Origin of the sequence: Streptomyces uncialis, assembly GCF_001905345.1 — a bacterium.
GTDB classification, from domain to species: Bacteria; Actinomycetota; Actinomycetes; order Streptomycetales; family Streptomycetaceae; genus Streptomyces; species Streptomyces uncialis.
In genome coordinates, this window is the sequence record NZ_LFBV01000009.1 from 78,278 (window position 1) to 100,867 (window position 22,590).

Annotated in this window: 27 protein-coding genes and 1 riboswitch; of the genes, 15 read left to right on the plus strand and 12 right to left on the minus strand. The window is 71.6% G+C overall.

All coding sequences use genetic code 11. The features are described from left to right. The first annotated feature begins 5 nt into the window (after nt 1-5). The 9 genes from AB852_RS29005 to AB852_RS29045 are packed head-to-tail and all read left to right on the plus strand — an operon-like array spanning nt 6 to nt 6,893. Nucleotides 6-2,240 (plus strand): hypothetical protein, encoded by a 2,235-nt coding sequence (locus AB852_RS29005; RefSeq protein ID WP_073793193.1) that lies wholly within the window; start codon nt 6-8, stop codon nt 2,238-2,240. Between the two features lies 1 nt (nt 2,241). Continuing rightward, nucleotides 2,242-3,333, plus strand: coding sequence for a DUF5047 domain-containing protein (locus AB852_RS29010; protein ID WP_073793194.1), 1,092 nt, complete (start codon nt 2,242-2,244; stop codon nt 3,331-3,333). Beyond that, nucleotides 3,330-4,088 carry a hypothetical protein gene (locus AB852_RS29015; protein WP_073793195.1) on the plus strand — a complete coding sequence of 253 codons (759 nt, stop codon included), beginning with the start codon at nt 3,330-3,332 and terminating at the stop codon, nt 4,086-4,088. The genes AB852_RS29010 and AB852_RS29015 overlap by 4 nt, the downstream gene beginning before the upstream one ends. A 6-nt stretch (nt 4,089-4,094) precedes the next feature. Beyond that, nucleotides 4,095-4,712: a hypothetical protein gene (locus AB852_RS29020; protein WP_073793196.1), complete on the plus strand. Its 618-nt coding sequence runs from the start codon at nt 4,095-4,097 to the stop codon at nt 4,710-4,712. 57 nt (nt 4,713-4,769) lie between these two features. Next, nucleotides 4,770-5,666 carry a hypothetical protein gene (locus AB852_RS29025; protein WP_073793197.1) on the plus strand — a complete coding sequence of 299 codons (897 nt, stop codon included), beginning with the start codon at nt 4,770-4,772 and terminating at the stop codon, nt 5,664-5,666. 1 nt (nt 5,667) lies between these two features. Next, nucleotides 5,668-5,922 (plus strand): hypothetical protein, encoded by a 255-nt coding sequence (locus tag AB852_RS29030; protein ID WP_073793198.1) that lies wholly within the window; start codon nt 5,668-5,670, stop codon nt 5,920-5,922. Further along, nucleotides 5,923-6,351, plus strand: a complete 429-nt coding sequence (locus tag AB852_RS29035; RefSeq protein ID WP_073793199.1) for a hypothetical protein — start codon at nt 5,923-5,925, stop codon at nt 6,349-6,351. Further along, nucleotides 6,341-6,706 (plus strand): hypothetical protein, encoded by a 366-nt coding sequence (locus AB852_RS29040; RefSeq protein WP_073793200.1) that lies wholly within the window; start codon nt 6,341-6,343, stop codon nt 6,704-6,706. The genes AB852_RS29035 and AB852_RS29040 overlap by 11 nt, the downstream gene beginning before the upstream one ends. A 1-nt stretch (nt 6,707) precedes the next feature. Beyond that, nucleotides 6,708-6,893 carry a hypothetical protein gene (locus AB852_RS29045; RefSeq protein WP_073793201.1) on the plus strand — a complete coding sequence of 62 codons (186 nt, stop codon included), beginning with the start codon at nt 6,708-6,710 and terminating at the stop codon, nt 6,891-6,893. 51 nt (nt 6,894-6,944) lie between these two features. Here the strand turns inward: AB852_RS29045 and AB852_RS29050 are convergent, their stop codons facing one another. The 5 genes from AB852_RS29050 to AB852_RS29070 form a co-directional block, all read right to left on the minus strand. Continuing rightward, on the minus strand, nt 6,945-7,652 hold the full coding sequence (locus tag AB852_RS29050; RefSeq protein WP_073793202.1) for a hypothetical protein: 708 nt from the start codon (nt 7,650-7,652) through the stop codon (nt 6,945-6,947). 293 nt (nt 7,653-7,945) lie between these two features. Next, nucleotides 7,946-8,347: a hypothetical protein gene (locus AB852_RS29055; RefSeq protein ID WP_073793203.1), complete on the minus strand. Its 402-nt coding sequence runs from the start codon at nt 8,345-8,347 to the stop codon at nt 7,946-7,948. Nucleotides 8,348-8,405: 58 nt separating this feature from the next. Next, nucleotides 8,406-9,125, minus strand: a complete 720-nt coding sequence (locus AB852_RS29060) for a hypothetical protein (protein ID WP_073793204.1) — start codon at nt 9,123-9,125, stop codon at nt 8,406-8,408. Beyond that, complete coding sequence (locus AB852_RS29065) at nt 9,122-9,712, minus strand: hypothetical protein (RefSeq protein WP_073793205.1); 591 nt, start codon at nt 9,710-9,712, stop codon at nt 9,122-9,124. Before AB852_RS29065 ends, AB852_RS29060 begins: the two co-directional genes overlap by 4 nt. A 287-nt stretch (nt 9,713-9,999) precedes the next feature. Continuing rightward, nucleotides 10,000-10,227, minus strand: a complete 228-nt coding sequence (locus AB852_RS29070) for a hypothetical protein (RefSeq protein ID WP_073793206.1) — start codon at nt 10,225-10,227, stop codon at nt 10,000-10,002. 157 nt (nt 10,228-10,384) lie between these two features. Between AB852_RS29070 and AB852_RS29075 the strand changes: the two genes are divergently transcribed. Then, complete coding sequence (locus AB852_RS29075) at nt 10,385-11,020, plus strand: hypothetical protein (protein ID WP_073793207.1); 636 nt, start codon at nt 10,385-10,387, stop codon at nt 11,018-11,020. 254 nt (nt 11,021-11,274) lie between these two features. Further along, the gene (locus AB852_RS40010; protein ID WP_178391137.1) at nt 11,275-11,442 is read left to right on the plus strand and encodes a hypothetical protein; all 168 of its coding nucleotides are present in this window, start codon (nt 11,275-11,277) and stop codon (nt 11,440-11,442) included. A 118-nt stretch (nt 11,443-11,560) separates the two neighbouring features. Here the strand turns inward: AB852_RS40010 and AB852_RS29080 are convergent, their stop codons facing one another. Both AB852_RS29080 and AB852_RS29085 read right to left on the minus strand, forming a co-directional pair. Continuing rightward, entirely contained in the window at nt 11,561-12,082 is a 522-nt protein-coding gene (locus tag AB852_RS29080; RefSeq protein WP_073793208.1) for a hypothetical protein, read from the minus strand. A 103-nt stretch (nt 12,083-12,185) separates the two neighbouring features. Next, entirely contained in the window at nt 12,186-12,383 is a 198-nt protein-coding gene (locus AB852_RS29085; protein ID WP_073793209.1) for a hypothetical protein, read from the minus strand. A 136-nt stretch (nt 12,384-12,519) separates the two neighbouring features. Between AB852_RS29085 and AB852_RS29090 the strand changes: the two genes are divergently transcribed. The 3 genes from AB852_RS29090 to AB852_RS29100 all read left to right on the plus strand — a co-directional run bounded on the left by AB852_RS29090 (nt 12,520) and on the right by AB852_RS29100 (nt 14,659). After that, complete coding sequence (locus AB852_RS29090; protein WP_073793210.1) at nt 12,520-13,746, plus strand: helix-turn-helix domain-containing protein; 1,227 nt, start codon at nt 12,520-12,522, stop codon at nt 13,744-13,746. Between the two features lie 104 nt (nt 13,747-13,850). Further along, the gene (locus AB852_RS29095; RefSeq protein WP_079185005.1) at nt 13,851-14,261 is read left to right on the plus strand and encodes a hypothetical protein; all 411 of its coding nucleotides are present in this window, start codon (nt 13,851-13,853) and stop codon (nt 14,259-14,261) included. Then, nucleotides 14,258-14,659 (plus strand): hypothetical protein, encoded by a 402-nt coding sequence (locus tag AB852_RS29100; protein WP_073793212.1) that lies wholly within the window; start codon nt 14,258-14,260, stop codon nt 14,657-14,659. Before AB852_RS29095 ends, AB852_RS29100 begins: the two co-directional genes overlap by 4 nt. Nucleotides 14,660-15,006: 347 nt before the next feature. Here AB852_RS29100 and AB852_RS41050 read toward each other — a convergent pair whose 3' ends face one another. The 5 genes from AB852_RS41050 to gcvT form a co-directional block, all read right to left on the minus strand. Further along, nucleotides 15,007-15,243 (minus strand): helix-turn-helix transcriptional regulator, encoded by a 237-nt coding sequence (locus AB852_RS41050; RefSeq protein ID WP_073793215.1) that lies wholly within the window; start codon nt 15,241-15,243, stop codon nt 15,007-15,009. 463 nt (nt 15,244-15,706) lie between these two features. Next, nucleotides 15,707-17,074: an L-serine ammonia-lyase gene (locus AB852_RS29120; RefSeq protein WP_073793216.1), complete on the minus strand. Its 1,368-nt coding sequence runs from the start codon at nt 17,072-17,074 to the stop codon at nt 15,707-15,709. Between the two features lie 311 nt (nt 17,075-17,385). Continuing rightward, nucleotides 17,386-18,654, minus strand: a complete 1,269-nt coding sequence (gene glyA, locus AB852_RS29125) for a serine hydroxymethyltransferase (RefSeq protein WP_073793217.1) — start codon at nt 18,652-18,654, stop codon at nt 17,386-17,388. Nucleotides 18,655-18,676: 22 nt separating this feature from the next. Further along, nucleotides 18,677-19,057 (minus strand): glycine cleavage system protein GcvH, encoded by a 381-nt coding sequence (gene gcvH, locus AB852_RS29130; RefSeq protein ID WP_073793218.1) that lies wholly within the window; start codon nt 19,055-19,057, stop codon nt 18,677-18,679. 136 nt (nt 19,058-19,193) lie between these two features. Next, a complete protein-coding gene (gene gcvT, locus AB852_RS29135) occupies nt 19,194-20,309 on the minus strand; it encodes a glycine cleavage system aminomethyltransferase GcvT (protein WP_073793219.1) in 1,116 nt (371 codons plus the stop codon). Between the two features lie 175 nt (nt 20,310-20,484). Continuing rightward, nucleotides 20,485-20,579, minus strand: a riboswitch (glycine riboswitch). A gap of 236 nt (nt 20,580-20,815) precedes the next feature. On the opposite strand from gcvT, the gene AB852_RS29140 reads away from it, so the two are divergent. After that, on the plus strand, nt 20,816-21,607 hold the full coding sequence (locus AB852_RS29140; RefSeq protein ID WP_079185006.1) for an AAA family ATPase: 792 nt from the start codon (nt 20,816-20,818) through the stop codon (nt 21,605-21,607). The last annotated feature ends 983 nt before the right edge of the window (nt 21,608-22,590 follow it).

The window sequence follows — 22,590 nt, forward strand, 5'->3', positions numbered from 1 at the left end:
CCCCTGTGCCGATCCCCGGGAACTTCCTCTCCGCGACGACGGAGATGGTCGATCCGAACACGTCCGGGTGGGGGCTGCCGCTCAACGCGGCCCTGTCCAAGGGGACCGGGGGCCGCAACGGCGACGGCTGCCTGGTCGTCAAGTCCGTCGCGGCCGGCACCGTCGTCGCGTCGACCGTGTCGTCGTACGCGGTCACCCCCGGCACCGTCCTCCAGGCGGTCGCCGACGCGGCCGGTGTGGTGCCGGAACGGATCGGCATCCAGTGGCTGAACGCGGTGGGCCTCCCGATCGGGACCACACTGTCCCTCACGACGGCCGGGTCGTCGCCGAACTGGCACCGGGTGGGAGTGGCGGGCGCCGCGCCCGCAAACACCAAACGGGCCAGGGTGATTCTGACGTCCACACCTGCGGCGGCAGGCGTGAACCACTACTGGGAGAACGTGTACTTGGGGCGGCCTCTCCGGGTGCCGGGGAACCTGCTGCCGTTCGGGACGGAGTCGACGGAGATCGACACGTCCGGCTGGGTGCCCGAGGTCAACGCGACCGTGTCCCGGCAGGTACCGGTGGTGGCGTGGGCGGTGAACAACTACCTCGCCGGCGGGCACACCCTGGCGCTGACGGCTGTCGCCGCGGGGAACGCCGCGGTCGTCGCGGTCGACCGGCCCCGGGTGACCCCGGGGACCGAGTACCTGGCGTACGCCTACCTGAACCCGCCGACCCTGTCCGCGGCGGCGTGGATCGAGCTGAGGTTCTACGACTCGGTGGGCAACCAGGTCGGGGCCGCGCGCAGTGAACTGGACGCGCCGGGGACGGGCATGTACACGCAGCGCGCGGCGATGGTCGCGCCGCCGACAGCCGCGTCGTGCTCGGTGGCGGCTGGCCTCACGGGCGCGAGCGCCGGGCAGGTACTGCGCCTGGAGACCGTCGTCATCACCACCGCGCCGAAGAACGTCGTCGGCAGCGTCGTCCCGTACCCGGACAGCCGCTTCGAGCAGGGCATCGCGGGCTGGACCAGGACATCCGGTGTGGCCGTACTGGCCCGGACCTCGCCGTGGGGCGCGGCCACCGTCGACGGGTCGTACGCGCTGTCGGTCACCTCGGCGACCGCGACGGCGAGCACCGTGCGCAGCGCCCGCTTCCCCACGCCCGGCGGCGAGGGCCTGAACTGGCGGATCTCGCTGTCTGCGCGGACGGTGACGGGCACGTGGGCGTCGCTGTGGCTGCGGCTGCGCTGGTACGACGCGGCGGGCACCGACCTCGGCGCGTCGGCGGGGACCGCGTACTCGTTCCCCTCGTCCGGGGTGTGGTACGGCATGCCCTCGGATGCGGCGGCGCCGGCCGGGGCCACCCAGGCGGCGGTCGAGCTGATCGCCACGGCGTCCGCGACGGGCTCGGAGATGCAGGTCGACGCGGTCGCGCTGTGGCAGGTGCTGCCGCTGACCGCGGTCGAGGCGGTCAGCGGGGACGGCTACGCGCGTCTGACGCTGCGGGAGCTGCTGCTTGACTACGGGCTGACGGTGTACCGCGAGGGCGCTGACGGGTCCCGCACCCTGGTGCGGGGGCCGGACGGACTGTGGGACCGGACGCCGGTCATCTCGGACACGGTCGTCATCGAGGATCATGAGGCGCCGTTGAATGTGCCGGTGCGCTACCACGTGCAGCTGTGGTCGCCGTCGGCGGTGCTGACCGGGACGCGGACCAGCGTCTACGTGACGGTCGCCCTGGCCGACATCAACACGGCCTGGCTGAAGGACCCCGGCAACCCGCAGCGCAACACGAGGGTGATGGTGCGGCGGGCGCCGGACTGGCAGCGGCCGATCGAGCAGACGTCGTTCATCGTGCGGGGCCGCCGCAACAAGATCGTTCTTTCCGGCCTGCGGCAGGGCGCGGAAGGGGAACTCGTCGTCTGGACCCGCTCGGACGAGGAACGCGCCGGTCTGAACCTGCTCCTCGACTCCGGGAACACGCTGCTGTGGCAGGCCGCCCCCGGCATGGGCGTCACCGACATGTACGTGAACGCCGGAACTGTGACGGAGGCCCGCACGGGCGGGACGGCGCAGGACCCGTGGAGGGAGTGGACGCTGCCCCTCGTCGAGGCGGACATGCCGACGGCGGTCGGCGTCAACGGCGCTGCGGGCCGCACCTGGCAGGACGTGCTGACCGAGTTCGCGACCTGGGGCGATGTCCTCGCCGCGTACGCCACCTGGGAGCACGTCCTCCTCGACCGCAGAAGGACGTGACATGTATCCGGTCAGCGACCGTTTCCTGGCCCGGCTGGCGGAGAGCCACACCCCGGTGACGCGCGTGCAGCTGATGCTCACGGACGGCCGGGTCCTGGACCTGGACCACACAGGCGGCAGCGTCGCGGTCGACCGGGCGCAGGCGATCCGCCGCACCTGCACGGTGACGTGCGCGGACGTGTCCCTGATCCCCGTAACGGCCGCCGACGAGCTGGCGACCTACGGTGCGCGGCTGATGCTCGCCCGCGGCGTCGAGTACGGCGACGGCAGCGAGGAGCTCGTCCCGCTGGGGGTGTTCCGGCTCGACGAGGCGGGCGGCGACCTGTCCGAAGGGCCGGTGACGCTCCAGGGGAAGGACCTCTCCGCGGCCGTCGCCGATGACAGGTTCACCGCCCCGTTCACCGCGTCGGGCACGGTCGTCGGCGCGATCACCGCTGTGGTGACGCGCAGCCTCCCCGGCGCCGATGTCCTCGCGGCGATCCCCGACGCGCCGATCGGGCGGCGCACCTTCGACACGGAGGCCGACCCGTGGGCCGCCGTGCAGGAGATCGCCGCCGCAGCGGGCGCAGAGTGCTACGTGAACGCCGACGGCGTGTTCGTCATCGCGACCCTGCCCGACCTGACGACCGCCACCCCGGCGTGGTCCGTGGAAGCCACCGAGGGCGGCGTGTACCTCTCCGGTACCCGGCAGATGACCAGCAGCAACGTCCACAACGGCGTCCTGGCCCGGGGCGAGAACACCGCCGACAACACGGCCCCCGTCAGCTACCTCGCGACCGACAACGACCCGGCCTCGCCGACCTACTGGGGCGGCCCGTTCGGCCGCCGCCCCACTTTCTACAGCTCGCCCACCCTCACCACCACCGCGGCCTGCACGGCGGCGGCGAACCTGAAGCTCGCCGCGGCGAAGGCCCCCAACGCCAAGGGCGACTTCTCCAGCCTCCCCAACCCGGCGCTGGAGCCCGGGGACGTGATCCGGGTCGTCCACCCCGACGGCACCAAAGAACTCCACCAGGTCGCCTCGTTCAGCGTCCCCCTCGACGTGGGCGGAGACTTCCCGATCACGACGATCTCCGCGAAGGAGGACGCGTGACCAGCAGCCACGGCATCCACCGCGACCTCGCCGCCGCGCTCCGCGGGCAGGCCCAGCGCGCCGGTGAGGCCGCGACGACGGTACGCGGCTCCGACTGGCGGCTCGCCACCGTCACCGCGGTCGGCACGGACGGCACGGTCACCGCCGACGGCATCCCCGCCCGGCGGATGGAGACGTACGCCCGGCCCGCTGTCGGCGACACGATCCTGCTCACCCAGTCCTCGGCGGGCAACTGGGCCGCCGCCGGACGCCTCGACACCGGGCCCGGAACGGCCATCGGCATCCCCGCCTACGCCTACAAGACCACCGCGACGGACCGCGCATCGACCACGGCACCGGCCGCCGACCCCGACCTCGTCCTGCCGCTCGCAGCGGCGGGCGTGTACGTGGTCGAGATGCACCTGCTGGTGGGCGGCCCGGCGGCCGGACTGCTGGTCACCCAGTGGCAGGTGCCCGCCGGAGCGACCGGCCTGAAGGGCGCGCACGGCCCCGCGTCGACCGCCGCCGGAACGGATGCGCTGACCAACGCGGGGGACAACATTGCGGGCCGCTTCGGCGCCCACGGGTTCGGCACCACGGTGACCTACGGGCGCCGCAACACCAACACCAACCTGCTGTACGCCATCGAAACCGGCGTGGTCACCACGACCGGGACCGCGGGGACCTGCGCGGTGGCATGGGCGCAGTCGGCGAGCAACGCGACGCCGACGCGGATGGGTGCTGGCTCGTGGATGCGGGCCACACGGATCGGATAGGGGATCATGCCGGTACCAGACGACTACGGGCAGGGCATACAGATCGCGTCGCTGATCGACGCCCCGGACGCGGGCAAGCTCGCCAAGGACATCGCCAACGCGCTCGCGCAGCGCGGGGTGATGCGTTTCGCGTCGGCGTCAGCGCGGGGAGCCACGATCACGACCCCGGTCGAGGGCATGCTGGCGTGGCTGCGGGACGTGGACCTGCTCACGCTGTGGGACGGCAGCGCGTGGACGGTCGTGGCGACCGGCGCGAAGTCATGGACCACGGTCGGCCTGACCTCGGGCTGGGAGCACAACGGCAACGACAACGGCACCTTCCAGTACCGGCTCGTGAACCTGTTCGGGGAGGACTCGATCATGTTCCGCGGGGCGATCAGCAAGGACGCGTACGGGATTCCGTGGCTCGTACCGGGGAGCTGGACGCTGACCGCCAGCCCTCTCCCTGTGGCGTACCGACCGTCGACGAAGCGGACCATCACGGTCCCATGCTCCGATGTGAACAGCGTGCGGATCACCCTGAAAGCGGACATCCAGACCGACGGCCACATCAGGCTCTGGGGCACCCAGGCCGACAGCAGACCTCCCTGGGTGTCCTTCAACGGCTGCTTCGCCAGCCTCTAGACCAACCACTCGAACCCCGGCTCGCCGTCGGGGCCTTCGCCATTCCCAGGAGGACACGTGGCCAGATCAGGGCCGCAGAAGATACCCGGCGCCTCACAGGCGTACTTCTACGGGGCCGGGCGCTTCTCGGGGTCGGACATGGAGGTCAACTGCGGTGTCGTACACACCACGGAGGGCCGCAGCCTCCCTACGTACGCCGACAGCCAGGGACGGCCTGGCGCCATGGCGCCGACCGTGACCGGGCTGCCCGACATCCCGGCACGGCGTATCCGCTGGTACCAGCACTACGACGTCGACGAGTCCGCACGAGCGCTCGCGAACAAGGTCGGCGGGGTCGAGACGAACCAGGCCAACGCCTTCCAGATGGAGCTGGTGGGGACCTGCGATGCGACGAAGGCCAGCACGTGGGCAGGGAAGCGCGCCGGCGTCGACTACATCTACTGGCCTGACGCGCCCGAGTGGGCGCTCGCGGAGGTGGCGTGGCTGGTGCGCTGGCTGAACACCCACCACGCCGTGCCGCTCACGTGCGTGAAGGACTGGCTGGCCTACGGGGTCGACTCGCGGCGGCCCGGCGTGACCCCGGCTTCGTACGGGGCCAGTCCGGCGCGCATGTCGCACGCGCAGTGGCGCGCCTTCACCGGCTGGTGCGGGCACCAGCACGTCCCGGAGAACGACCATGGCGACCCGGGATCGATGGACTTCGCGCGGGTGATCGCCCTCGCGAAGTCCCCTGCAACCGGAGGCAAGGAGAAGGACATGGACAAGACACAGCTGTACGCGGCGGTGTGGGAGCAGGACAAGGTGCCCGCCCCGGACAGCAGCTCGACGAAGACGACCAACCCCCACTGGGCGCCTCAGTCGTTCCTGCGGGAGATCTACGACGCGCTCACCGGGCTGCGCGGTGACGTGGCCAAGCTGCGCGCCGAGGTGCGCGACCTCAAGAAGGGGGCCTGAGATGGCCGACATACTGCCCACGCCTGAGACCGTCATCAAGAACGGCGCCACGTACGCGCGCGACCTGCTGGAACGGGTGCTGACCTCGTTCCTCGGGGGATTCCTCGCGGGCATCGTGATCACCCAGCCGCTGGACGCGAGCATGTGGTACACCGCCCTGTCCGCGGGAACGGCCGCCGCGGTGTCCCTCGTGAAGGGCATCCTCGCGCGGGCCAGGGACGTGACGAACAGCGCGTCGCTCGCCCGGGGGGTGTAGGTGCTCGGGCTGATAGCCCGGCGCCTCGGGAGACGGGGCGCGATCCTCGCGAGCTTCGGCGCACTGTGGGCGCTCTACGGTGTCGGTCAGCTCATCGAGCCGCTGCCCGACACCCGGGGCATCCGCCTCCTGCTGCGCGTCATGCCCTTGGACGGGTGGGCCTGGTGCTGGATAGTCTGCGGCCTCCTCGCCCTGGCATCGGCCCCGCTGCGCCAGGGCCGGGACTGGGTAGGGTTCCCCGCTCTGCTGGTGATCGTCGTGCCGTGGATGTGCTCGTACCTGGCGTCGTGGTGGCCGCTGCACGACTACCCGCGGGGGTGGATCGCGGCACTGATCTGGGCGGTCGCGGCAGTGCCGGTGATCGTCGTGGCCGGGTGGACCGAGCCTGCCCGGCCCGAGCACATGGAGGGGTGGGGCGGTGACGGCTGAGATGTGGACGGCTGTGTCCGGTGGGGCCGTCGGGGTGGCATCGGCGGTCGTGACAGCATGGGGCGCGCGCGCCGCCCGCCGGACACGCCGCGACCACCGGCGCGACGACTTCACGGCCGTCACCGACCGGATGGAAAAGGAGATCACCCGCCAGGGCCAGCGGATAGACGAGCTGGAGGCGGACTCCGAGCAGCAGCGCACGCGCGTCGCCGGTCAGGACTTCACGATCCGCTACCTGACGGCGTGGGTCCGCAGCCTGTACGGCCACATCCGCGCAACGGGAGCGGAACCGCCCTCACCGCCGCAGCCGGTCCCAGACGACGTCCGGCCGTACCTGCACGACATAGGAGTCTGAAGTGCCCAACCTGATCGAACCGCGACCCGCCACGTCCCGCCCGGTGGATGCCTCGGCCGACATGGCGTCGCTGGTGAATCTTGGCCTGGCCGATCCGCAGCCGATGCCCGCCCCGTCGATCGCACCGTTCCTGGAACCCGCCTTCGACCCGGCGCTGCTGCTTGAACCGCCGGGCGAGTCCGAGTAGTCGTGTGCCCCCGCCCCTGCTTCGTGCAGGCGGCGGGGGCACACGACTGTCTCAGCCCGCCAGCTGCTTCTTGACCTCGGCGATCTGCGGGCCGGTGTCGGCGCCCGGGATCTTCCACCGGTAGGCGGCGCCGTCACCGTCGAGGTACTGGAGCGTGCCGCCCTTCGCCTGCGCCGGGGTGAGGTCGAACACAGTGCTGCGCCACTGGAACGATCCGGGCTGGACGGGCCCCGTGCTGTCGAACGACTCCGTTTGAACGCTGACCGAGTCCCCGCTGCCCCAGCCGATGGCTTCTCCGCCGGGGGCGATCCACTGCCAGCCGTTGCCGGTGATCGGTGCGGGCACCTCGGCTGCCGCGCCGGTCGTCGCCCGCGCCTTCACCGTGACGAAGACGAACGTCCCCTTCTGCGAGGTGCCGCCGCCACCCGCCTTCGTGTAGACGACGGTGGTCGGGGTGATCTCCAGGACGCCGGCGCCCTGGTCCCCGACGGTCCCGGCCGGCTTGCCGAGCGCGAGCGGCTCTTCGGGTCCTGCGCTGGCCGCGCCATCGATCTCGCCGGAGCAGTGGGTGTTCCACGTCTTCTGGTCGATGTCCTCGGCCGTGCAGTCGACCTCGGTGGCCTTCTTGCTGGCGGCGGGCGCGGAGCTGTTCTTCGGCTTCTCGTCGGCTTTGCTGTCTCCGCTGTCGCTGCCTCCGCAGGCGGTGAGGGCTGCGGCGAGCAGGAGTGCGGCAGTTGAGATGGTGATGCGGGCTGGCACGGGAATCCCCCCAGGTGTGACGGTCTCGCCACGGTAGGGCGGACTCGGGAGGGGTGTGCGCGTTGTGATGGACCTGTGACAGATGCGGGCCGCCGCGAACCGGGACTGGCCTGCACGCTTCGGGGCGTTCCGGGGGCGGTCTGAGCTGGTTCTCGCGCGAGCGAGTCCGGCCGCGAGATGGTCGGCCGGACTCGCTCAGCGCCTCCCGCCTCGAACGGCCCGGCTCCTCGCGAGAGCTGGGCCGTTTTGCAGGTCCGTGGTGATGGGGTGAACCATATCGGTGATCGGCCCCGTCAGTAGTCCTCTGTCAGGGATGTGATGTACATGGACGCCTCCCGGCGGGTCATCTGTTCGATGCCGTTCTGGTCCGTGGGGCCGGTCATGAAGCCGCCTCCGTCGCCGGTGCGTTCCCGCTCGGCCAGCAGGTCGAGGATGTAGGTGACCTGCCTGTCGGTGGCCATCAGGGTGCCCTCCGGGGCGGCGTTCGGCGTGGGGGCGTCTTTGGTGCGCGCGAACTTGTTGATCCGCTCCCTGAGCCGGGAAGCCGCGGGGGCTTTGATGGCGCCGGTGTGGCTGGTGATGGCGAACCGGTAGCCGCCTTCCTCCTCCGTCCAGGCGGCGAGGGTGTCGTCGTCGATTCCGGCGGCCTGGGCCAGCTTGTGGATGGCGGCTGCGTCTGTCGAGCTGATGGCCATGTGAACTCTCCGGGGTCCGAGCCCACGGTGTGGGCCGCTTCGGCGGTGCTGCGTGGTGTCAGCGGGGGGTGCGGTTGCCTTTGCCGGGGCGGTGGGTGTGGGCGGCGATGATCTGGTCGGCGGGGTAGAGGGATTCCCCGCCGCGGCCGGGTGCGCGGCCTTCGGCGGTGAAGCCCCAGCGGCCGAGCTGGCGGCGGGCGCTGCTGGCTGCGGAGCTCGGGTCGCCCTGGTAGCCGAGGTAGGTGGCGATCTGGGACACGGTCCACAGGTCGCGGGGCCTGGTCAGGTAGGCGTCGATGGCGGCGGGCCGCCACTGGGGCCGGTTGTTGACGTAGCGGTCGGGCTCGGGGAGGTGTCCGGTGCCGCAGAGGGTGTCCCACGCGGCGGGGTTGATGTTGCTGCCCCGGCGCTGCATGTACGTGATGGCGGCGTACCGGCTGAGGCGGGTGTCGTCTGCTCCGGCGTCGACGGACGGGACGGGGTGGTCGATGCCGACGCCGTAGACGTGCCAGCCCATGGGGATGCGCCGTGCCGCGTTTTCGAGCCAGAGCAGGGGGGTGACGGGGGAGTTGACGGGGTAGCCGTCCCAGCCGCGCCAGGACTGCATCTCCCCGCGGTCGGAGCGCAGCAGGATGCTGACCGGGGTCCGGAGGGTGGTCCGGGCGATGACTTCGGCCACGGTGCGGGCGCGGGGGGTGAGCTGGTCGAGGTCGACGTCTTCGTAGACGCGGGAGCCGTCACGCAGGGCGAGATTGACGATTTCGGTCATGATGCTCATGCCTCCGGGGCGTTGAGGTAGCGGTTCTCCTCGTCGGCGGCCCGCTGTTCCGCGGCCCACGCCCTGGCGGTGCGTCGGGCTTCGACCCGGGCGATGAGGGCGGCGAGGCGGGGGGCCTCGTCGAGGCGCTCGAAATTGACGAGGTAGATGGCGTGGACGCCGGTGCGTCCGCACGAGTTGCCCAGGGTCCGGTCGAGTCCAATGGTCTGGAGGATGATGCCGTCGTCGTATATCTGGCGGGTGTGACCGAGGTGGACGCGTTCGCCTGCGAATTTGCCGGAGAGGGTGACCGCGGTTCCGGCCCGGAACGCGGCTTCGAGGACATCGGCGGGGCCGATGACGCCGATGTGGCCGGTTACGGAGGTGGTTTTGCTGGTGAGGGTGAGGGGGGCTTCGGTCATGGACGGGGCCTTCCGGGTGTGGCGGCGGGCGCCGATGGCGATGCGGCGGGCGAGGGACGCGGTGTCGATGGCCCAGCGCCCTGCGGCCTTCGTGGCGGCCACGGCCCCGCGGCGGCACCAGGTGCGGACGGTGGCGGCGGTGACGCGGGCTTCGGCTGCTGCGGTGGCCGTATTCACGGTGGTCATCGGGTCCCCCTCGGCTCGACAACCCCATAATGCCGCACAGTGCGGCGTTATGCAAGGTGTGGGGGCCCGGCGCCAGCCGAAAACCGATGCACGGATGGACAGTTGACGCCCTGACTGAAACCCTGCCGGAAGCCCCGCAGTGCGGAGGTGGCTCTCGGCCCAGTTGCGCGGGCCCTGCCGAGCCGTCGTAGGCCCTGCCGGTCGGGGCTGCTCCACTTTTCCGTCTCACCAAGACGTTGCCCCCGCCAACGCGGGGTGGCCCCTCCTCCGGGAGGGGCCTTTCGCGTTCAGGCCGGCCCAGCGCCGTGCAGCCCCCACGCGTCCGGCCCGCCACCGCGCCATTCGATCATCGTGCTCGCGGCGACCTCGTCCGGGCTGATGTCCTCCAGTCCGGCGCGGCGGAGGAACTCGGTGAGGTCGCGGAGGCTGTAGGCGAGGCCGAGGATCTCGTCGCCCGCGCGCACCCGGCGCCCGCCGGTGGCGCTGGGCGGGTACACGACGACGGGCGCGGCCATGCCTCCAGCGTCCGCCGGGGCAGGGGCGGTCGCATCCGGTGTCACCGGTCCAGCCGCCAGGATTCAACGTCCCCCCGTTGAAATATTCAACGGGGGGGCGTTGACATTTCCAACGGGGGGGCGTTGAATCTGGGTACCGCCTACCCCGGAGGACCGCATGGCCAGGCCCGAGCCCGCCGCACCGCTGCGCACCGCCACCGTCGACAGCTGGGAGGACGCCCGCGCCCACCTCGCGGAGTACGCCCCCCATGCCCGCACCCTCACCGCCCTCACCGCCCTCCACGGCGACGAACTCCACGAGATCGTCCTCGACCCCGACACCCGCACCGTCTGGTGGGCCTACGACAACGGCCCCCTCGACGGGGAGGGCTGGACCGTCGACCAGCTCACCCCGCAGGCCGCCGCCGACCTGTGTGACGACGTCATCGGCATCGTCCAGGACCGCATCACCGACCCGGAGTACTACGCCGGAGGGCTCGGGGACCTCGACCGGGACCAGGAGACGCTGGACGACTACACCGACATCGTCCGCCTCACCCTCCCCGCCGACCCCCGCCTCGCCGCAGCCGCCATCAGCGGGCGCCGCGCCGCCCTCCAGGCCCTCGACACGCAGTGGCAGCGCACCAACGCCGCCCTCTACCGGGAGACCGTCGAGGGCCGGGGCGGCAACCGCCTCGCCGCAGGGCGTGTCCTCAAGCTGTCGGACAGTCAGGTCCGCCGGGTCATCGCGGCCGATGACGAGCGGCGCGCGGACCTCGCGGCCAGGGTGCAGGAGCTGCGGAACACCCTCTGAACGACCCGCCGTCCCGGAATGCTCCGGGGCCCGCCCGGCCGGACGGCCGTTCCGGCGGCGCCGGAACTCCTCTAGATTTGCGGTACTTCTCTTCTCCCGCGTGTGCGGGAATGCCCGCGCCGCCCCCGGCCGGGGACGCGGTTCGCCGTCACCGGCCCGCGCACCCCTGTGTGCCTGCCGCGCGGCCCGGCCGAAGCGCACCAGGACCGATCCTTCGGTCCCGCCCCGCACCCCGAACACTCAGGAGAATGCCCGTGACCTCCCCCAGCCCCGAGCAGACCGCCGCCGGCCACGACCCCGACACCGCCGTGCAGGTCGCCCGCTCCCTCCTGCTGGCGATCCGGGCGTTCACCGACGCCGACGACGAGGACGCCCTGACCCTGCTCCGCGCACTGCGCAACGAGGTCCTCGGAGCCTGGTGAACGCCGGTGGAAGCAGGGGGCGATGCTGTAGCCTGGCCACCTCCTCGCTCCGGCGGGGATGGGCCGGACATTCCGAGCTTTCCGGCATCCTCCCCGTACTTACGGGGCCCTTCCGCTGCTACCGGCGCCCTTCCACCAGGTCGTCGCACAGGCGCTCCAGCGCTACGGCGTGCCTGGTCCTCCGAGGGCGCTGCCATGCGGCGGTGAAGTAGATTTTCTGAGCGGCTGCGGCCATCTCGGCGACCAGTTCCAGCTTCGCCGCGTCGCTCCGCCCGGACAGCCAGACACCGCGCAGGCTCAACGCGTAGCGGAGTGCCAGGCGCCCGATCGGGCCGATGTAGGTGAGCGGTGCGATGCAGTCGACGAGGGTCCGACTAGCCGCGTCGATCTCCGCAAGCCACCTGCTCCGGTCGCCCTCCAGGCTGGACCGGGACCCGTCGGGAGGCGTTAGCTTCCGGAGCCTGCTCGCGTACATCCAGATTTTCAGCGTGGCGGCGCCAAACAGCTCCCGCTCCAGCTGAAGCGCCTGAAGGCGGCGGTTCCGAGCCTCCAGTCGCGGGGCGGCCAGAAGGCCGGTGAGAGTCGCCGCGACGGTAGCGGTAACTGCCGCGATCATGACGGTGGTCAACCAGTTCGGCATCCCGCATTATGGCGACTCCGGGAGTGGTCCCGGCGGCACTTCCTGCAAAAGGGGCGGCGCTTCGATCCCCGCCACAGCCGTCCGCGCAGACGCGTCACTTGAGTCAGCCCGCCACGCTCCTGACCGCCTTCTTCACGGCCATCTCGACCGCGTACCGGGACAGCCCTGCCGCCGTCGCGTGCGCGGTGATCGCGGTCTGCACGGCGAGCGCGGTGGGCACGGTCAGCGCGCCCGCCTGCTGCTCCGCCCACGCACGGCGCTCCAGGTCGAGCAGGTCTTCGGGTAGGTCGATGTCAGCCACCCCGAGATGATAGGTCGCCCCGCGGCGGCGGCAGCTCCGGCTCGGCCGGCGGGGAGAGTTTGCGCACGTGATATCCGCCCGACACCGGAGTGCGCCTACGCTGGCAGCCCGGTCCACACCGCACACAGGGGGTTCCATGGTTGCCAGTCATGTCGGTCAGCGGGTGCGTCAGCTGCGGAAACTTCGCCACCTCAGCGTGCGGAGCCTCGCCACGCAGGCCGCGATCTCGCCCAGCCTGCTGGAGAAGATCGAGTCGGGCGACCGGACCCTGTCGCCAGCCCTGCTGACCAGGATCGCAAGCGTGCTCCGGGTGGGGCCGGACCGGCTCACCGGCCAGCCGTACATGAACGGCGCCGAGGCCGAGGACCCCGTGCAGGCGGTGATCCCCGAGCTGCGGAGGATCTGCCTCACTTACGACAGCCCGGACGACCTTCTCGTCGCCCCCCGGCCGCTGCCGGTGCTCGCCGCCGAGATGGAGCAGCTGTCCCGGATGCGGCAGGACGGCAAGTACATCCCGATGGGCGCGCTCCTGCCGGGTCTGCTGTCCGAGCTGACGCATGTGGCGCTCGCGGGCCGCGGTGAGGAGCAGCGGCGCGCGTTCGGGTGGCTGGCCCGCGGGTACCGGGCGACCAACTCGCTCGCGCACAAGCTGGGCTACCACGACCTGTCGTTGACGGCGGTGGAGCGGGTGCACTGGGCGGCGGACCGGGCCGGTGAGCCGCTCATGCAGGTGACCGCTGCCTACCTGAAGGCCGGCGCGATGCTGCGGCTCGGTAGCTTCGGGTCGGCGCGTCGGCTGCTGGAGGGGCTGGAGCGGGAGATCGAGCGTATGGCCCCGGAGGGCTCGATGTCCGAGGCGGAGCTCGCCGTGCAGGGAGCGGTACTCCTGAAGCTCGCGATGGTCGAGGCCCGCGACGGCCAGGCCGATCGTGCGGTGCTCCGGCTGGCTGAAGCGCAGGCGGCAGCGGCAGTGCTGCGCCGCGACACGACGCACTACGAGATGTCGTTCGGGCCGACGAACGTCCGCATCCACGAGATCGCGATGCTCATCGACACGGGAGACACCGGCCGGGCCCTGGCCCGGCTGCGGGAGTGGGGTGCCGAGCAGGACCGCGACGAGTGGGAGCTGCCCGACGACCTTGCTGCCGAGCGGGCGTCCCACCACCACATCGACGTTGCTGCGGCGCGGCTGGCCGAGGGCGACCGGGGTGGCGCCTTCGCGGATCTGGCGGTCGCCCGCCGGATCTCACCTGCACATACGCGGTTCCATCCGACGGTGCGACACACCGCCGGTGCGCTGGTGCGACTCGACCGCAGTGGCGACGAGGCAGTCACGAACTTCGCTGCGTGGGCAGGCGTCTGACCTTCCGTCAAGCGGAACGGCAAAGAATCATCCCCACAATCTGTGGGTAACGCCCACGTTGCAGCGCGCAATGATCCCCTCACCACCAGATGAGGGGATCACCCGTGTTCGATACCTACACAGCCCGCGCCTGGCTCGCAGCCGCCGACCCGAGCCCCGAACACGCCGAACGCTGGATGACGAACACCGGCGTGACGCTCCTGCCGCTCGGCAACACCTGGTCCGCCGTGAAAACGGAGGAACGCGCGGGACTGCGCGTCGTCACCGGCCTCGAAGGCCCCGCGATCCACGACGGGACCGGCCGCGCCGTCTACTTCCTCGTCCCCACGACGACCGAGTGGGGCAGCCCGGAGGGTGAGCTGCTGGGCGGCCCGTCGTGCTGGCTCGGCGTCCCCACCCCGGAGCGCACCGAACCGCCGGGCGTCTACTGGCTGAACCCTCCGGACGGCTCCGGCCTGCTCGTGGACCCGCGCGCCCTGGCGGCAGCCCTGGGCGCGGCGGAGGAGGAGCGGTGACCGATCACACCTTGGCGGAGCCGCTGTTGTCCGACCGCCTGACCGAGTGGGCTCGCACCCAGCAGCGCGGAGTGCGGGCTGCGGTCGCCGCGCTCATCGAGGAGGACACGCTCCTCGCCCGCGAGGACGTCCAGCGTCTCCTGATCGTCGAGACCGGGGCCGGCGTTTTCTGCGACTGGCCCCGCTTCGAGTCCCGCTACCGCTCCGAGCTCGCGCTGAACGCGGGCGAGGACGCGTTCCTGACCCTTCTCATCGCGACCGCGTTCCCTCGGGTCGTCCCGCTGTGGCGACTGGAAGAACTCGGGGATCGGCGGCTCGCCATCATCCTCCGCGCGCTCACCCGCCTCGCCGGATCGGACGCGATCGCCGTGGGCACACGGACAGGGGCCGGCGCATGAGGATCTGCGCGCGCTGCGATCGGCAGATCCAGGGCCATGAGGCGTACGAGGAGCAGCACTGGCCGTCCATGTCCGGGCCGGGGCGGGTCGCGTACCGGCACGCCGTGGACTGCCAACGCCGGCCACCGCCCACCCAGACCGCGCCCACGCAGTATCGGGGGTACGGCCGTGCCGGGTAAGCAGGAGCTGGCGCCGGAGTGCGAGCACCGGATACACGACATCTGCCACGGCACCTACGCCGTGTACGTGGAGCCCTTCTCCGTGCCCGCGGTGGCCGGGCGGTGCGACTGCCCGTGCCACACCACCGAAGCCGCAGCCGTACCTAAGGCCGCGGCGACCGGCGGAGGCTAGACCAGGTCGCGGAGCGGGACGTCGAGAGCCCGGGCGATGAGAACTAGATCGCTGAATCGAGGATCGCGTTCGCCTCGTTCGTACCGCTGGATCGATCGTCGCTCCATGCCGACTGCGTCGGCGAGATCGTCCTGCGACATGCGGCGGGCGCGGCGGGCGGCGGCAAGGTGGTCGCCGAGTTGGGTGCGGCGAGCGAGCACCCAGGCTGGGTATGGGTTTCGGCGGGTTGGCACTTGCCAAACGCTGAGACCGTGCTGATCATCGGTCAGTGCCTAAACGGTCGCTTTGATGGGCATTGGAACGCAGTCGTCAGGTTCGGTGGCGCGGAGTGTTGGGCATGGTGCTCTCCGTGGCCGCTGGGGGTGATGGCCCCATTGGGTGTACCTTGCACAAATCGAATGTGTGTTCGCATCGCAAAGCGGCGCGGCCCCGCAGTGGCCTGTCGCGAACGGCATGGAAGTGCCAACCCCCAGACGCCCGTCCGGTTGCCCACCTGTGGGAGGCGCGGTACCAGACGGGCTGAGGGTCGCTGCGCCTCCAGCGTGGGAGCGCAGCGACCCACCACCACGAAATCCCCAGGGAGCGCGTAGGGAGTTCGGCGGGCCAGGGAGCCCTCAGGGAGAGACGGCGCGCATGGTTGGGAATGCTCCAGCAAGATTCAGCAAGAAGCTAAAGAGCCTGTTCAGGGCCCGCCCCTCAGCACTCGATGATATTCACCGCGAGCCCGCCCCGCGCCGTCTCCTTGTACTTGATGCTCATGTCCGCCCCGGTCTCCTTCATGGTCTTGATGACCTTGTCCAGGGAGACCAGATGGCTGCCGTCGCCGCGCATCGCCATCCGGGCCGCGGTGACCGCCTTGACCGCGGCCATGCCGTTGCGTTCGATGCAGGGGATCTGGACCAGACCGCCGACGGGGTCGCAGGTGAGGCCCAGATTGTGCTCCATGCCGATCTCCGCCGCGTTCTCGACCTGCTCGGGCGAGCCGCCCAGGACCTCCGCGAGGGCGCCGGCCGCCATCGAGCAGGCGGAGCCGACCTCACCCTGGCAGCCGACCTCGGCGCCGGAGATGGAGGCGTTCTCCTTGAAGAGCATGCCGATCGCGCCCGCGGCCAGCAGGAAGCGGACCACGCCCTCGTCGTCCGCGCCGGGCACGAAGTTCATGTAGTAGTGGAGCACCGCGGGGATGATGCCCGCGGCCCCGTTCGTGGGGGCGGTCACCACCCGGCCGCCCGCCGCGTTCTCCTCGTTCACGGCCATCGCGTACAGGGTCGTCCACTCCATCGAGTGGGCCGCGGCGTTCCCCTCGGCGCGCAGCTGCCGCGCGGAGGACGGGGCGCGGCGGCGGACCTTCAGACCGCCCGGCAGGATGCCCTCACGGCCCATGCCCCGCGCCACGCAGCTCTGCATGACCCGCCAGATCTCCAGCAGTCCCTCGCGGATCTCCGCCTCGGTGCGCCACGCCTTCTCGTTCTCCAGCATCAGCGAGGAGATCGACAGGCCGGTCTCACGGGCGAGGCGCAGCAGCTCGTCGCCGGTCCGGAACGGATGTGTGAGGACGGTGTCGTCCAGCTTGATGCGGTCCTCGCCGACCGCGTCCTCGTCCACGACGAAGCCGCCGCCGACCGAGTAGTACGTCTTCTCCAGCACCGGGGCGCCCTCGTGGTCGAAGGCGAAGAGCGTCATCCCGTTGGCGTGGTAGGGCAGTGCCTTGCGGCGGTGCAGGATCAGGTCGTCGTCGAAGGAGAACGGGACCGCGTGGGCGCCGACCAGTTCGATCCGGCCGTCCCGCTTGATCCGCTCCACACGCTCGTCGGCGCCCTCCACGTCGACCGTGCGCGGCGACTCGCCCTCCAGGCCCAGGATCACGGCCTTCGGGGTGCCGTGCCCATGACCGGTCGCGCCCAGCGAGCCGTACAGCTCGGCGCGGACGGACGCGGTGTGGGCGAGGAGCCCGTCGTTCTTGAGGCGCCGGGCGAACATCCGCGCGGCGCGCATGGGGCCGACCGTGTGGGAGCTGGACGGGCCGATGCCGATCGAGAACAGGTCGAAGACCGAGATGGCCACGGGAGGACTCCTAGCTGGTGCTGGTAGACGCCGTTGTCTGCCGGATGGTGCGGACCCACCGGTGGGTGAATCGTTTCTGCGGGCCGTCGGCCGGTGGGCCGGTGAGGCTCGTGGTGCGGTCAGGCTTGTCGTGCGGTGACGCTTGTTGTGCGGTGAGGCTCGTGACGCGGTCAGGCTGGTGGTGTGCCGTGGCGCTTGTGGCGCTCGCGGTACGGCGGGTCCTCCTGTGCTCGTACCCGCGTCACGCGCCGGTACGGGCACCGTACGGGCGCCGCGCGAAATGACGGGTGCGCGGCGCCCGCGGGAAGGGCCTAGAGGCCCGGGTACAGCGGGTACTTGTCGGCCAGGGCGGTGACCCGGGCCTTGAGGGACGCCGCCACCGTCTCGTCGAACGACGGCTTCAGCGCCTCGGCGATCACGTCGGCGACCTCGCGGAAGTCCTCGGCGGTGAAGCCGCGGGTGGCGAGCGCCGGGGTGCCGATCCGCAGCCCCGAGGTGACCATCGGGGGACGCGGGTCGTTCGGGACGGCGTTGCGGTTGACCGTGATCCCGACCTCGTGGAGGCGGTCCTCGGCCTGCTGGCCGTCGAGCTCGGACTCCCGCAGGTCGACCAGGACGAGGTGCACGTCCGTGCCGCCGGACAGGACGTTGACGCCGACCGCGCGGGCGTCGTCCTGGACCAGCCGCTCCGCGAGGATGCGCGCGCCGTCCAGGGTGCGCTGCTGGCGCTCCTTGAACTCCTCCGTCGCCGCGACCTTGAAGGAGACGGCCTTGGCCGCGATGACGTGCTCCAGCGGGCCGCCCTGCTGACCGGGGAAGACCGCCGAGTTGATCTTCTTCGCCAGCTCCTGGGTGGACAGGATGACCCCGCCGCGCGGACCGCCGAGCGTCTTGTGCGTGGTGGTCGTGACGACATGGGCGTGCGGGACGGGGTTGGGGTGCAGCCCCGCCGCCACCAGACCCGCGAAGTGGGCCATGTCGACCATGAGGTACGCGCCGACCTCGTCCGCGATCCGGCGGAACGCCGCGAAGTCGAGCTGACGCGGGTACGCCGACCAGCCCGCGACGATCAGCTTCGGCCGGGCCTCCTTGGCGAGCTTCTCGACCTCGGCCATGTCGACCTGGCCGGTGGTCTCGTCCACGTGGTAGGCGACCACGTTGTACAGCTTGCCGGAGAAGTTGATCTTCATGCCGTGGGTCAGGTGCCCGCCGTGCGCGAGGTTCAGACCCATGATCGTGTCGCCCGGCTTCAGCAGCGCGAACATCGCCGCCGCGTTGGCCTGGGCACCGGAGTGCGGCTGGACGTTGGCGTGCTCGGCGCCGAACAGTTCCTTGATCCGGTCGATGGCGATCTGCTCGATCACATCGACGTGCTCGCAGCCGCCGTAGTAGCGGCGGCCCGGGTAGCCCTCCGCGTACTTGTTGGTCAGGACCGAGCCCTGGGCCTCCATGACCGCGACCGGGGCGAAGTTCTCCGACGCGATCATTTCCAGCGTGGACTGCTGGCGGCGCAGCTCGGCGTCGACGGCGGCGGCGACATCCGGGTCCAGCTCGTGCAGAGAGGTGTTCAGAAGCGACATCAGTAGATCCCTCGGTCTCGGGTCAGCCCGCGGAGAACGCGGTGTACTCGTCGGCGGAGAGCAGATCGTCCGGCTCGGCGCCGACGCGTACCTTGAAGAGCCAGCCCCCCTCGAAGGGCGCGGAGTTCACGAGGGACGGGTCGTCGACCACGTCCTGGTTGAACTCCGTGACCTCCCCGGTCACCGGCGAGTACAGGTCGCTGACCGACTTCGTCGACTCCAGCTCGCCGCACGTCTCACCCGCGGTGACCTGCCGGCCGACCTCGGGAAGCTGGGCGTAGACCACATCGCCGAGCGCGCCTGCGGCGAACTCCGTGATGCCGATCGTCGACACACCGTCGTCGCCGGCGGCCGACAGCCACTCGTGCTCCTTGCTGTAACGAAGCTGCTGGGGGTTGCTCATGAGTCGAATTCTCCTGTACGCGGGGGAGTGCTGGGGAACGGGATGTCTTGGTATGCGAGACGGCCGCCGGGACACGGGCCCGAACAGGCCACAGCGGGACGGAGCGGGCCGTGCGAGGGCCCGACCGCCCGCCGCGCTACTTCTGGCGCTTGTAGAAGGGGAGCGCCACGACCTCGTACGGCTCGTGGGTGCCCCGGATGTCGACGCCGACCCCGGGGGTGCCGGGCTCGGCGTGCGCGGTGTCCACGTAGGCCATCGCGATCGGCTTGCCGAGTGTCGGGGACGGGGCGCCGGAGGTGACCTCGCCGATCACCACGCCGTCCGCGACGACGGCGAACCCGGCGCGCGGCACCCGGCGGCCCTCGGCGATCAGTCCGACCAGCTTGCGGGGCGCCTTCGCGGCGGCGCGCTCGGCGGCGGCCGTCAGGGCCTCACGGCCCACGAAGCCGCCGTCCTTCTCGAACTTCACGACCCGGCCGAGGCCGGCGTCGAAGGGGGTCAGCGCCGTCGTCAGCTCGTTGCCGTACAGCGGCATGCCCGCCTCCAGGCGCAGGGTGTCCCGGCAGGACAGCCCGCACGGCACCAGACCTGCCCCGGCGCCCGCGTCGGTCAGCGCCCGCCACAGGGTCTCGGCGTGCTCCGGCGCCACGAACAGCTCGAAGCCGTCCTCGCCGGTGTACCCGGTCCGGGCGATCAGCGCGGGGACGCCCGCGACCGTGCCGGGCAGGCCCGCGTAGTACTTCAGACCGTCCAGGTCCGCGTCGGTGACGGCCTTGAGGATGCCGGGCGACTCCGGGCCCTGCACGGCGATCAGCGCGTACGCGTCCCGGTCGTCCCGCACCTCGGCGTCGAAGCCCGCGGCCCGCTCCAGCAGCGCGTCCAGCACGGTCTGCGCGTTGCCCGCGTTCGCGACGACCAGGTACTCGGTGTCGCCGGTGCGGTAGACGATCAGGTCGTCCAGGATGCCGCCGTCCTCGCGGCAGATCATGGTGTACCGGGCGCGGCCCGCGCCGACCGTGCCGATGTTGCCGACCAGCGCGTGGTTCAGCAGCCCGACGGCCTGCGGCCCGGTGACGGTGATCTCGCCCATGTGCGACAGGTCGAACAGCCCGGCACGGGTCCGTACGGCGTTGTGCTCGTCGCGCTCGCTCCCGTACCGCAGCGGCATGTCCCAGCCCGCGAAATCGGTCATGGTCGCCCCGAGCGACCGGTGCAGGGCGTCGAGGGCGGTATGACGGGGGGCGTTGCTCATGAAGGGTGCTCCCAGGGCATGACGGCGAGGTGATCCTCCCCATCTGTCATCGGAACCTGAGAGGTTCGCCGGACGACGCGCCGTGCGCGGTGAGTCCGGTTTGCACCTTGGGTGGGACCGCTCAGGACCAAGGGCCCAAGGGCTCCCGGTACTGCGGTCCGCTTTTCAGATGTGCCTCGCCCGCGCGGTAACTGGGCCTGAGAGATTCAAGGGAGGGACTTGCTCCTTCGGCGCCCCGGCGTCGGCCGAGGGCTCTCCCGCGCGGATTCAAGCGGCCGGTATGCAGTTGGCGCGCTCATCATTGCACGCATTCGCCGCCGAGGGCAGGGCAGCATCCGTACGGGAGTGCGGAAACGGGAGTACGGACCGCGGGCGGCGTGTTGGAGGGGGTACGGGCCGTAACGGTCCTGTGGCAGTACCGGTACCCGATCACGATTGTCCGAAATTACCCGCTCTTTACACTCTACGGGGAAGGCTCACGTGACCGACTGGAGGGGACGATCACGGTGAACAGGACCAGGGTGACGGTGGGCGCTTCCGGTATCGCGCTTCCCGGACAGTCGGGCGCGCCCGCCGCGGAGGTGGCCGCGGAACGGCGGCTCGGTGTCGTACGGGACTTCCGCGACCGTTCGGGCAGGGGGCCCCGCGCGCTGCGTTTCGACCCCGGTGACCTCGTCGTCGTCTCGGGTCTGCCCGGCAGCGGGAAGACCACGCTGATGGCGCGGACGGTGGGGGAGACGGATCTCCGGGGCGGGGCGGGTGCCGGGGCCCTGGGCGCCGCCCCGGCCGCGGTCCGGATCGACTCCCAGGACACCCGGGACCGCTGGGCGCGGCGGGTTCCGGCGGCGGTGCCGTACGCGCTGTACCGGCCGCTGGTGCGGTTCGCCCACTTCGCGGGGCTGCGCAGGGCGCTGCGGTCCGGGGCGGGTGTCGTGGTGCATGACTGCGGGACGCAGGCGTGGGTGCGGCGGTGGCTCGCGCGGGAGGCCCGGCGGCGGGGGGCGGTGCTGCATCTGCTGCTGCTCGATGTCGCGCCGCGGACCGCGCTGGACGGGCAGCGGGAGCGGGGGCGCGGGGTGTCGCGGTACGCCTTCGCGCGGCACCGGCGGGCGGTGGGGCGGTTGGTGCGGGACGCGGAGCGGGGGGTTCTGCCCCGGGGGTGCAGGTCCGCGGTGCTGCTCGACCGGGCCGCGGCGGACACCCTCCGCACGATCGCCTTCGCTTGCGCCTCCGGGTCCGCGCCCACGCCTCTCCCCGTGCGGGTCGCCCCCGGTCTGCGCGGTACCCCGCACCCCTGAGGTTCCCCGGGCTGGGCGTACTTGTTCCCGTGCCGTCGCTCGTGGGGTGCGCAGTTCCCCGCGCCCCTAGGGTTTCCCGGCTGGGCGTACTTGTTCCCGTGCGGGTACTTCGGGGGTGCGCAGTTCCCCGCGCCCCTGAGGTCGCGCCCCTCGCGGTGGCTGTTCGGCTGCGGGTGGCCCTGGGTTGCTCGCGCGGTTCCCCGCGCCCCTGGGTCGTCCCGGGTGGACGTCGCACGTGCTGTGCGGGCCCGACGGGGGTGCGCAGTTCCCCGCGCCCCTTGATCGTGCCCCTGGACGCTGCCGGTCGGCTGCGGCAGGCAGCCACAGGCCGGCCCCGAGGCGGCAGCCCCCAGGCCCGCGAGGAACCGCGCACCCCCGAAGTACCCGCACGGGACGAGTTACGCCCAGGGGCGAGTACCCAGGGGCGCGGGGAACTGCGCCCCCCCGTCCGGCCCGCACAGGGACAGGTACGCCCAGCCGGGGAACCCTAGGGGCGCGAGGAACCGCGCACCCACCGAGCGACGGCACAGGGACAGGTACGCCCAGCCGGGCAAACCTAGGGGCGCGGGGAACTGCGCACCCCCGAAGTACCCGCACGGGAACAGGTACGCCCGCCCGGGGAACCCTAGGGGCGCGGGGAACTGCGCACCCCCGAAGTACCCGCACGGGAACAGGTACGCCCAGCCGGGGAAACCCAGGGGCGCGGGGAACTGCGCACCCCCGAAGTACCCGCACGGGAACAAGTACGCCCAGCCGGGCAGACCCAGAGGCGCAAGCGAAGGCGGCCCGCGGGGAACCGCACACCCCACGAGCGACCCCGCACGGGGACAGGTACGCCCAGCCCGGGGGACCCCGGCACGCGGGCCCGGGGCGGCCCGGGGAGGGGGCCGCGTACGGACGGGAAGGCGGCCGCCCCCACCTCGCGCCCCCGCGACTTCGCTAAGGTGCGTGCCGCACCCCGCACCGTCCAGAGCAGGTGGTTG

Coding starts and splice junctions, on each gene's coding strand:
- AB852_RS29055 (WP_073793203.1), bottom strand. CDS start 8,347: ATGGCCATCAGCTCGACAGACGCAGCCGCCATCCACAAGCTGGCCCAG.
- AB852_RS29065 (WP_073793205.1), bottom strand. CDS start 9,712: ATGACCACCGTGAATACGGCCACCGCAGCAGCCGAAGCCCGCGTCACC.
- AB852_RS29010 (WP_073793194.1), top strand. CDS start 2,242: ATGTATCCGGTCAGCGACCGTTTCCTGGCCCGGCTGGCGGAGAGCCAC.
- AB852_RS29030 (WP_073793198.1), top strand. CDS start 5,668: ATGGCCGACATACTGCCCACGCCTGAGACCGTCATCAAGAACGGCGCC.
- gcvT (WP_073793219.1), bottom strand. CDS start 20,309: ATGAGCAACGCCCCCCGTCATACCGCCCTCGACGCCCTGCACCGGTCG.
- AB852_RS29020 (WP_073793196.1), top strand. CDS start 4,095: ATGCCGGTACCAGACGACTACGGGCAGGGCATACAGATCGCGTCGCTG.
- AB852_RS29080 (WP_073793208.1), bottom strand. CDS start 12,082: ATGCCGAACTGGTTGACCACCGTCATGATCGCGGCAGTTACCGCTACC.
- AB852_RS29070 (WP_073793206.1), bottom strand. CDS start 10,227: ATGGCCGCGCCCGTCGTCGTGTACCCGCCCAGCGCCACCGGCGGGCGC.
- AB852_RS29060 (WP_073793204.1), bottom strand. CDS start 9,125: ATGAGCATCATGACCGAAATCGTCAATCTCGCCCTGCGTGACGGCTCC.
- gcvH (WP_073793218.1), bottom strand. CDS start 19,057: ATGAGCAACCCCCAGCAGCTTCGTTACAGCAAGGAGCACGAGTGGCTG.
- AB852_RS29090 (WP_073793210.1), top strand. CDS start 12,520: ATGGTTGCCAGTCATGTCGGTCAGCGGGTGCGTCAGCTGCGGAAACTT.
- AB852_RS29075 (WP_073793207.1), top strand. CDS start 10,385: ATGGCCAGGCCCGAGCCCGCCGCACCGCTGCGCACCGCCACCGTCGAC.
- glyA (WP_073793217.1), bottom strand. CDS start 18,654: ATGTCGCTTCTGAACACCTCTCTGCACGAGCTGGACCCGGATGTCGCC.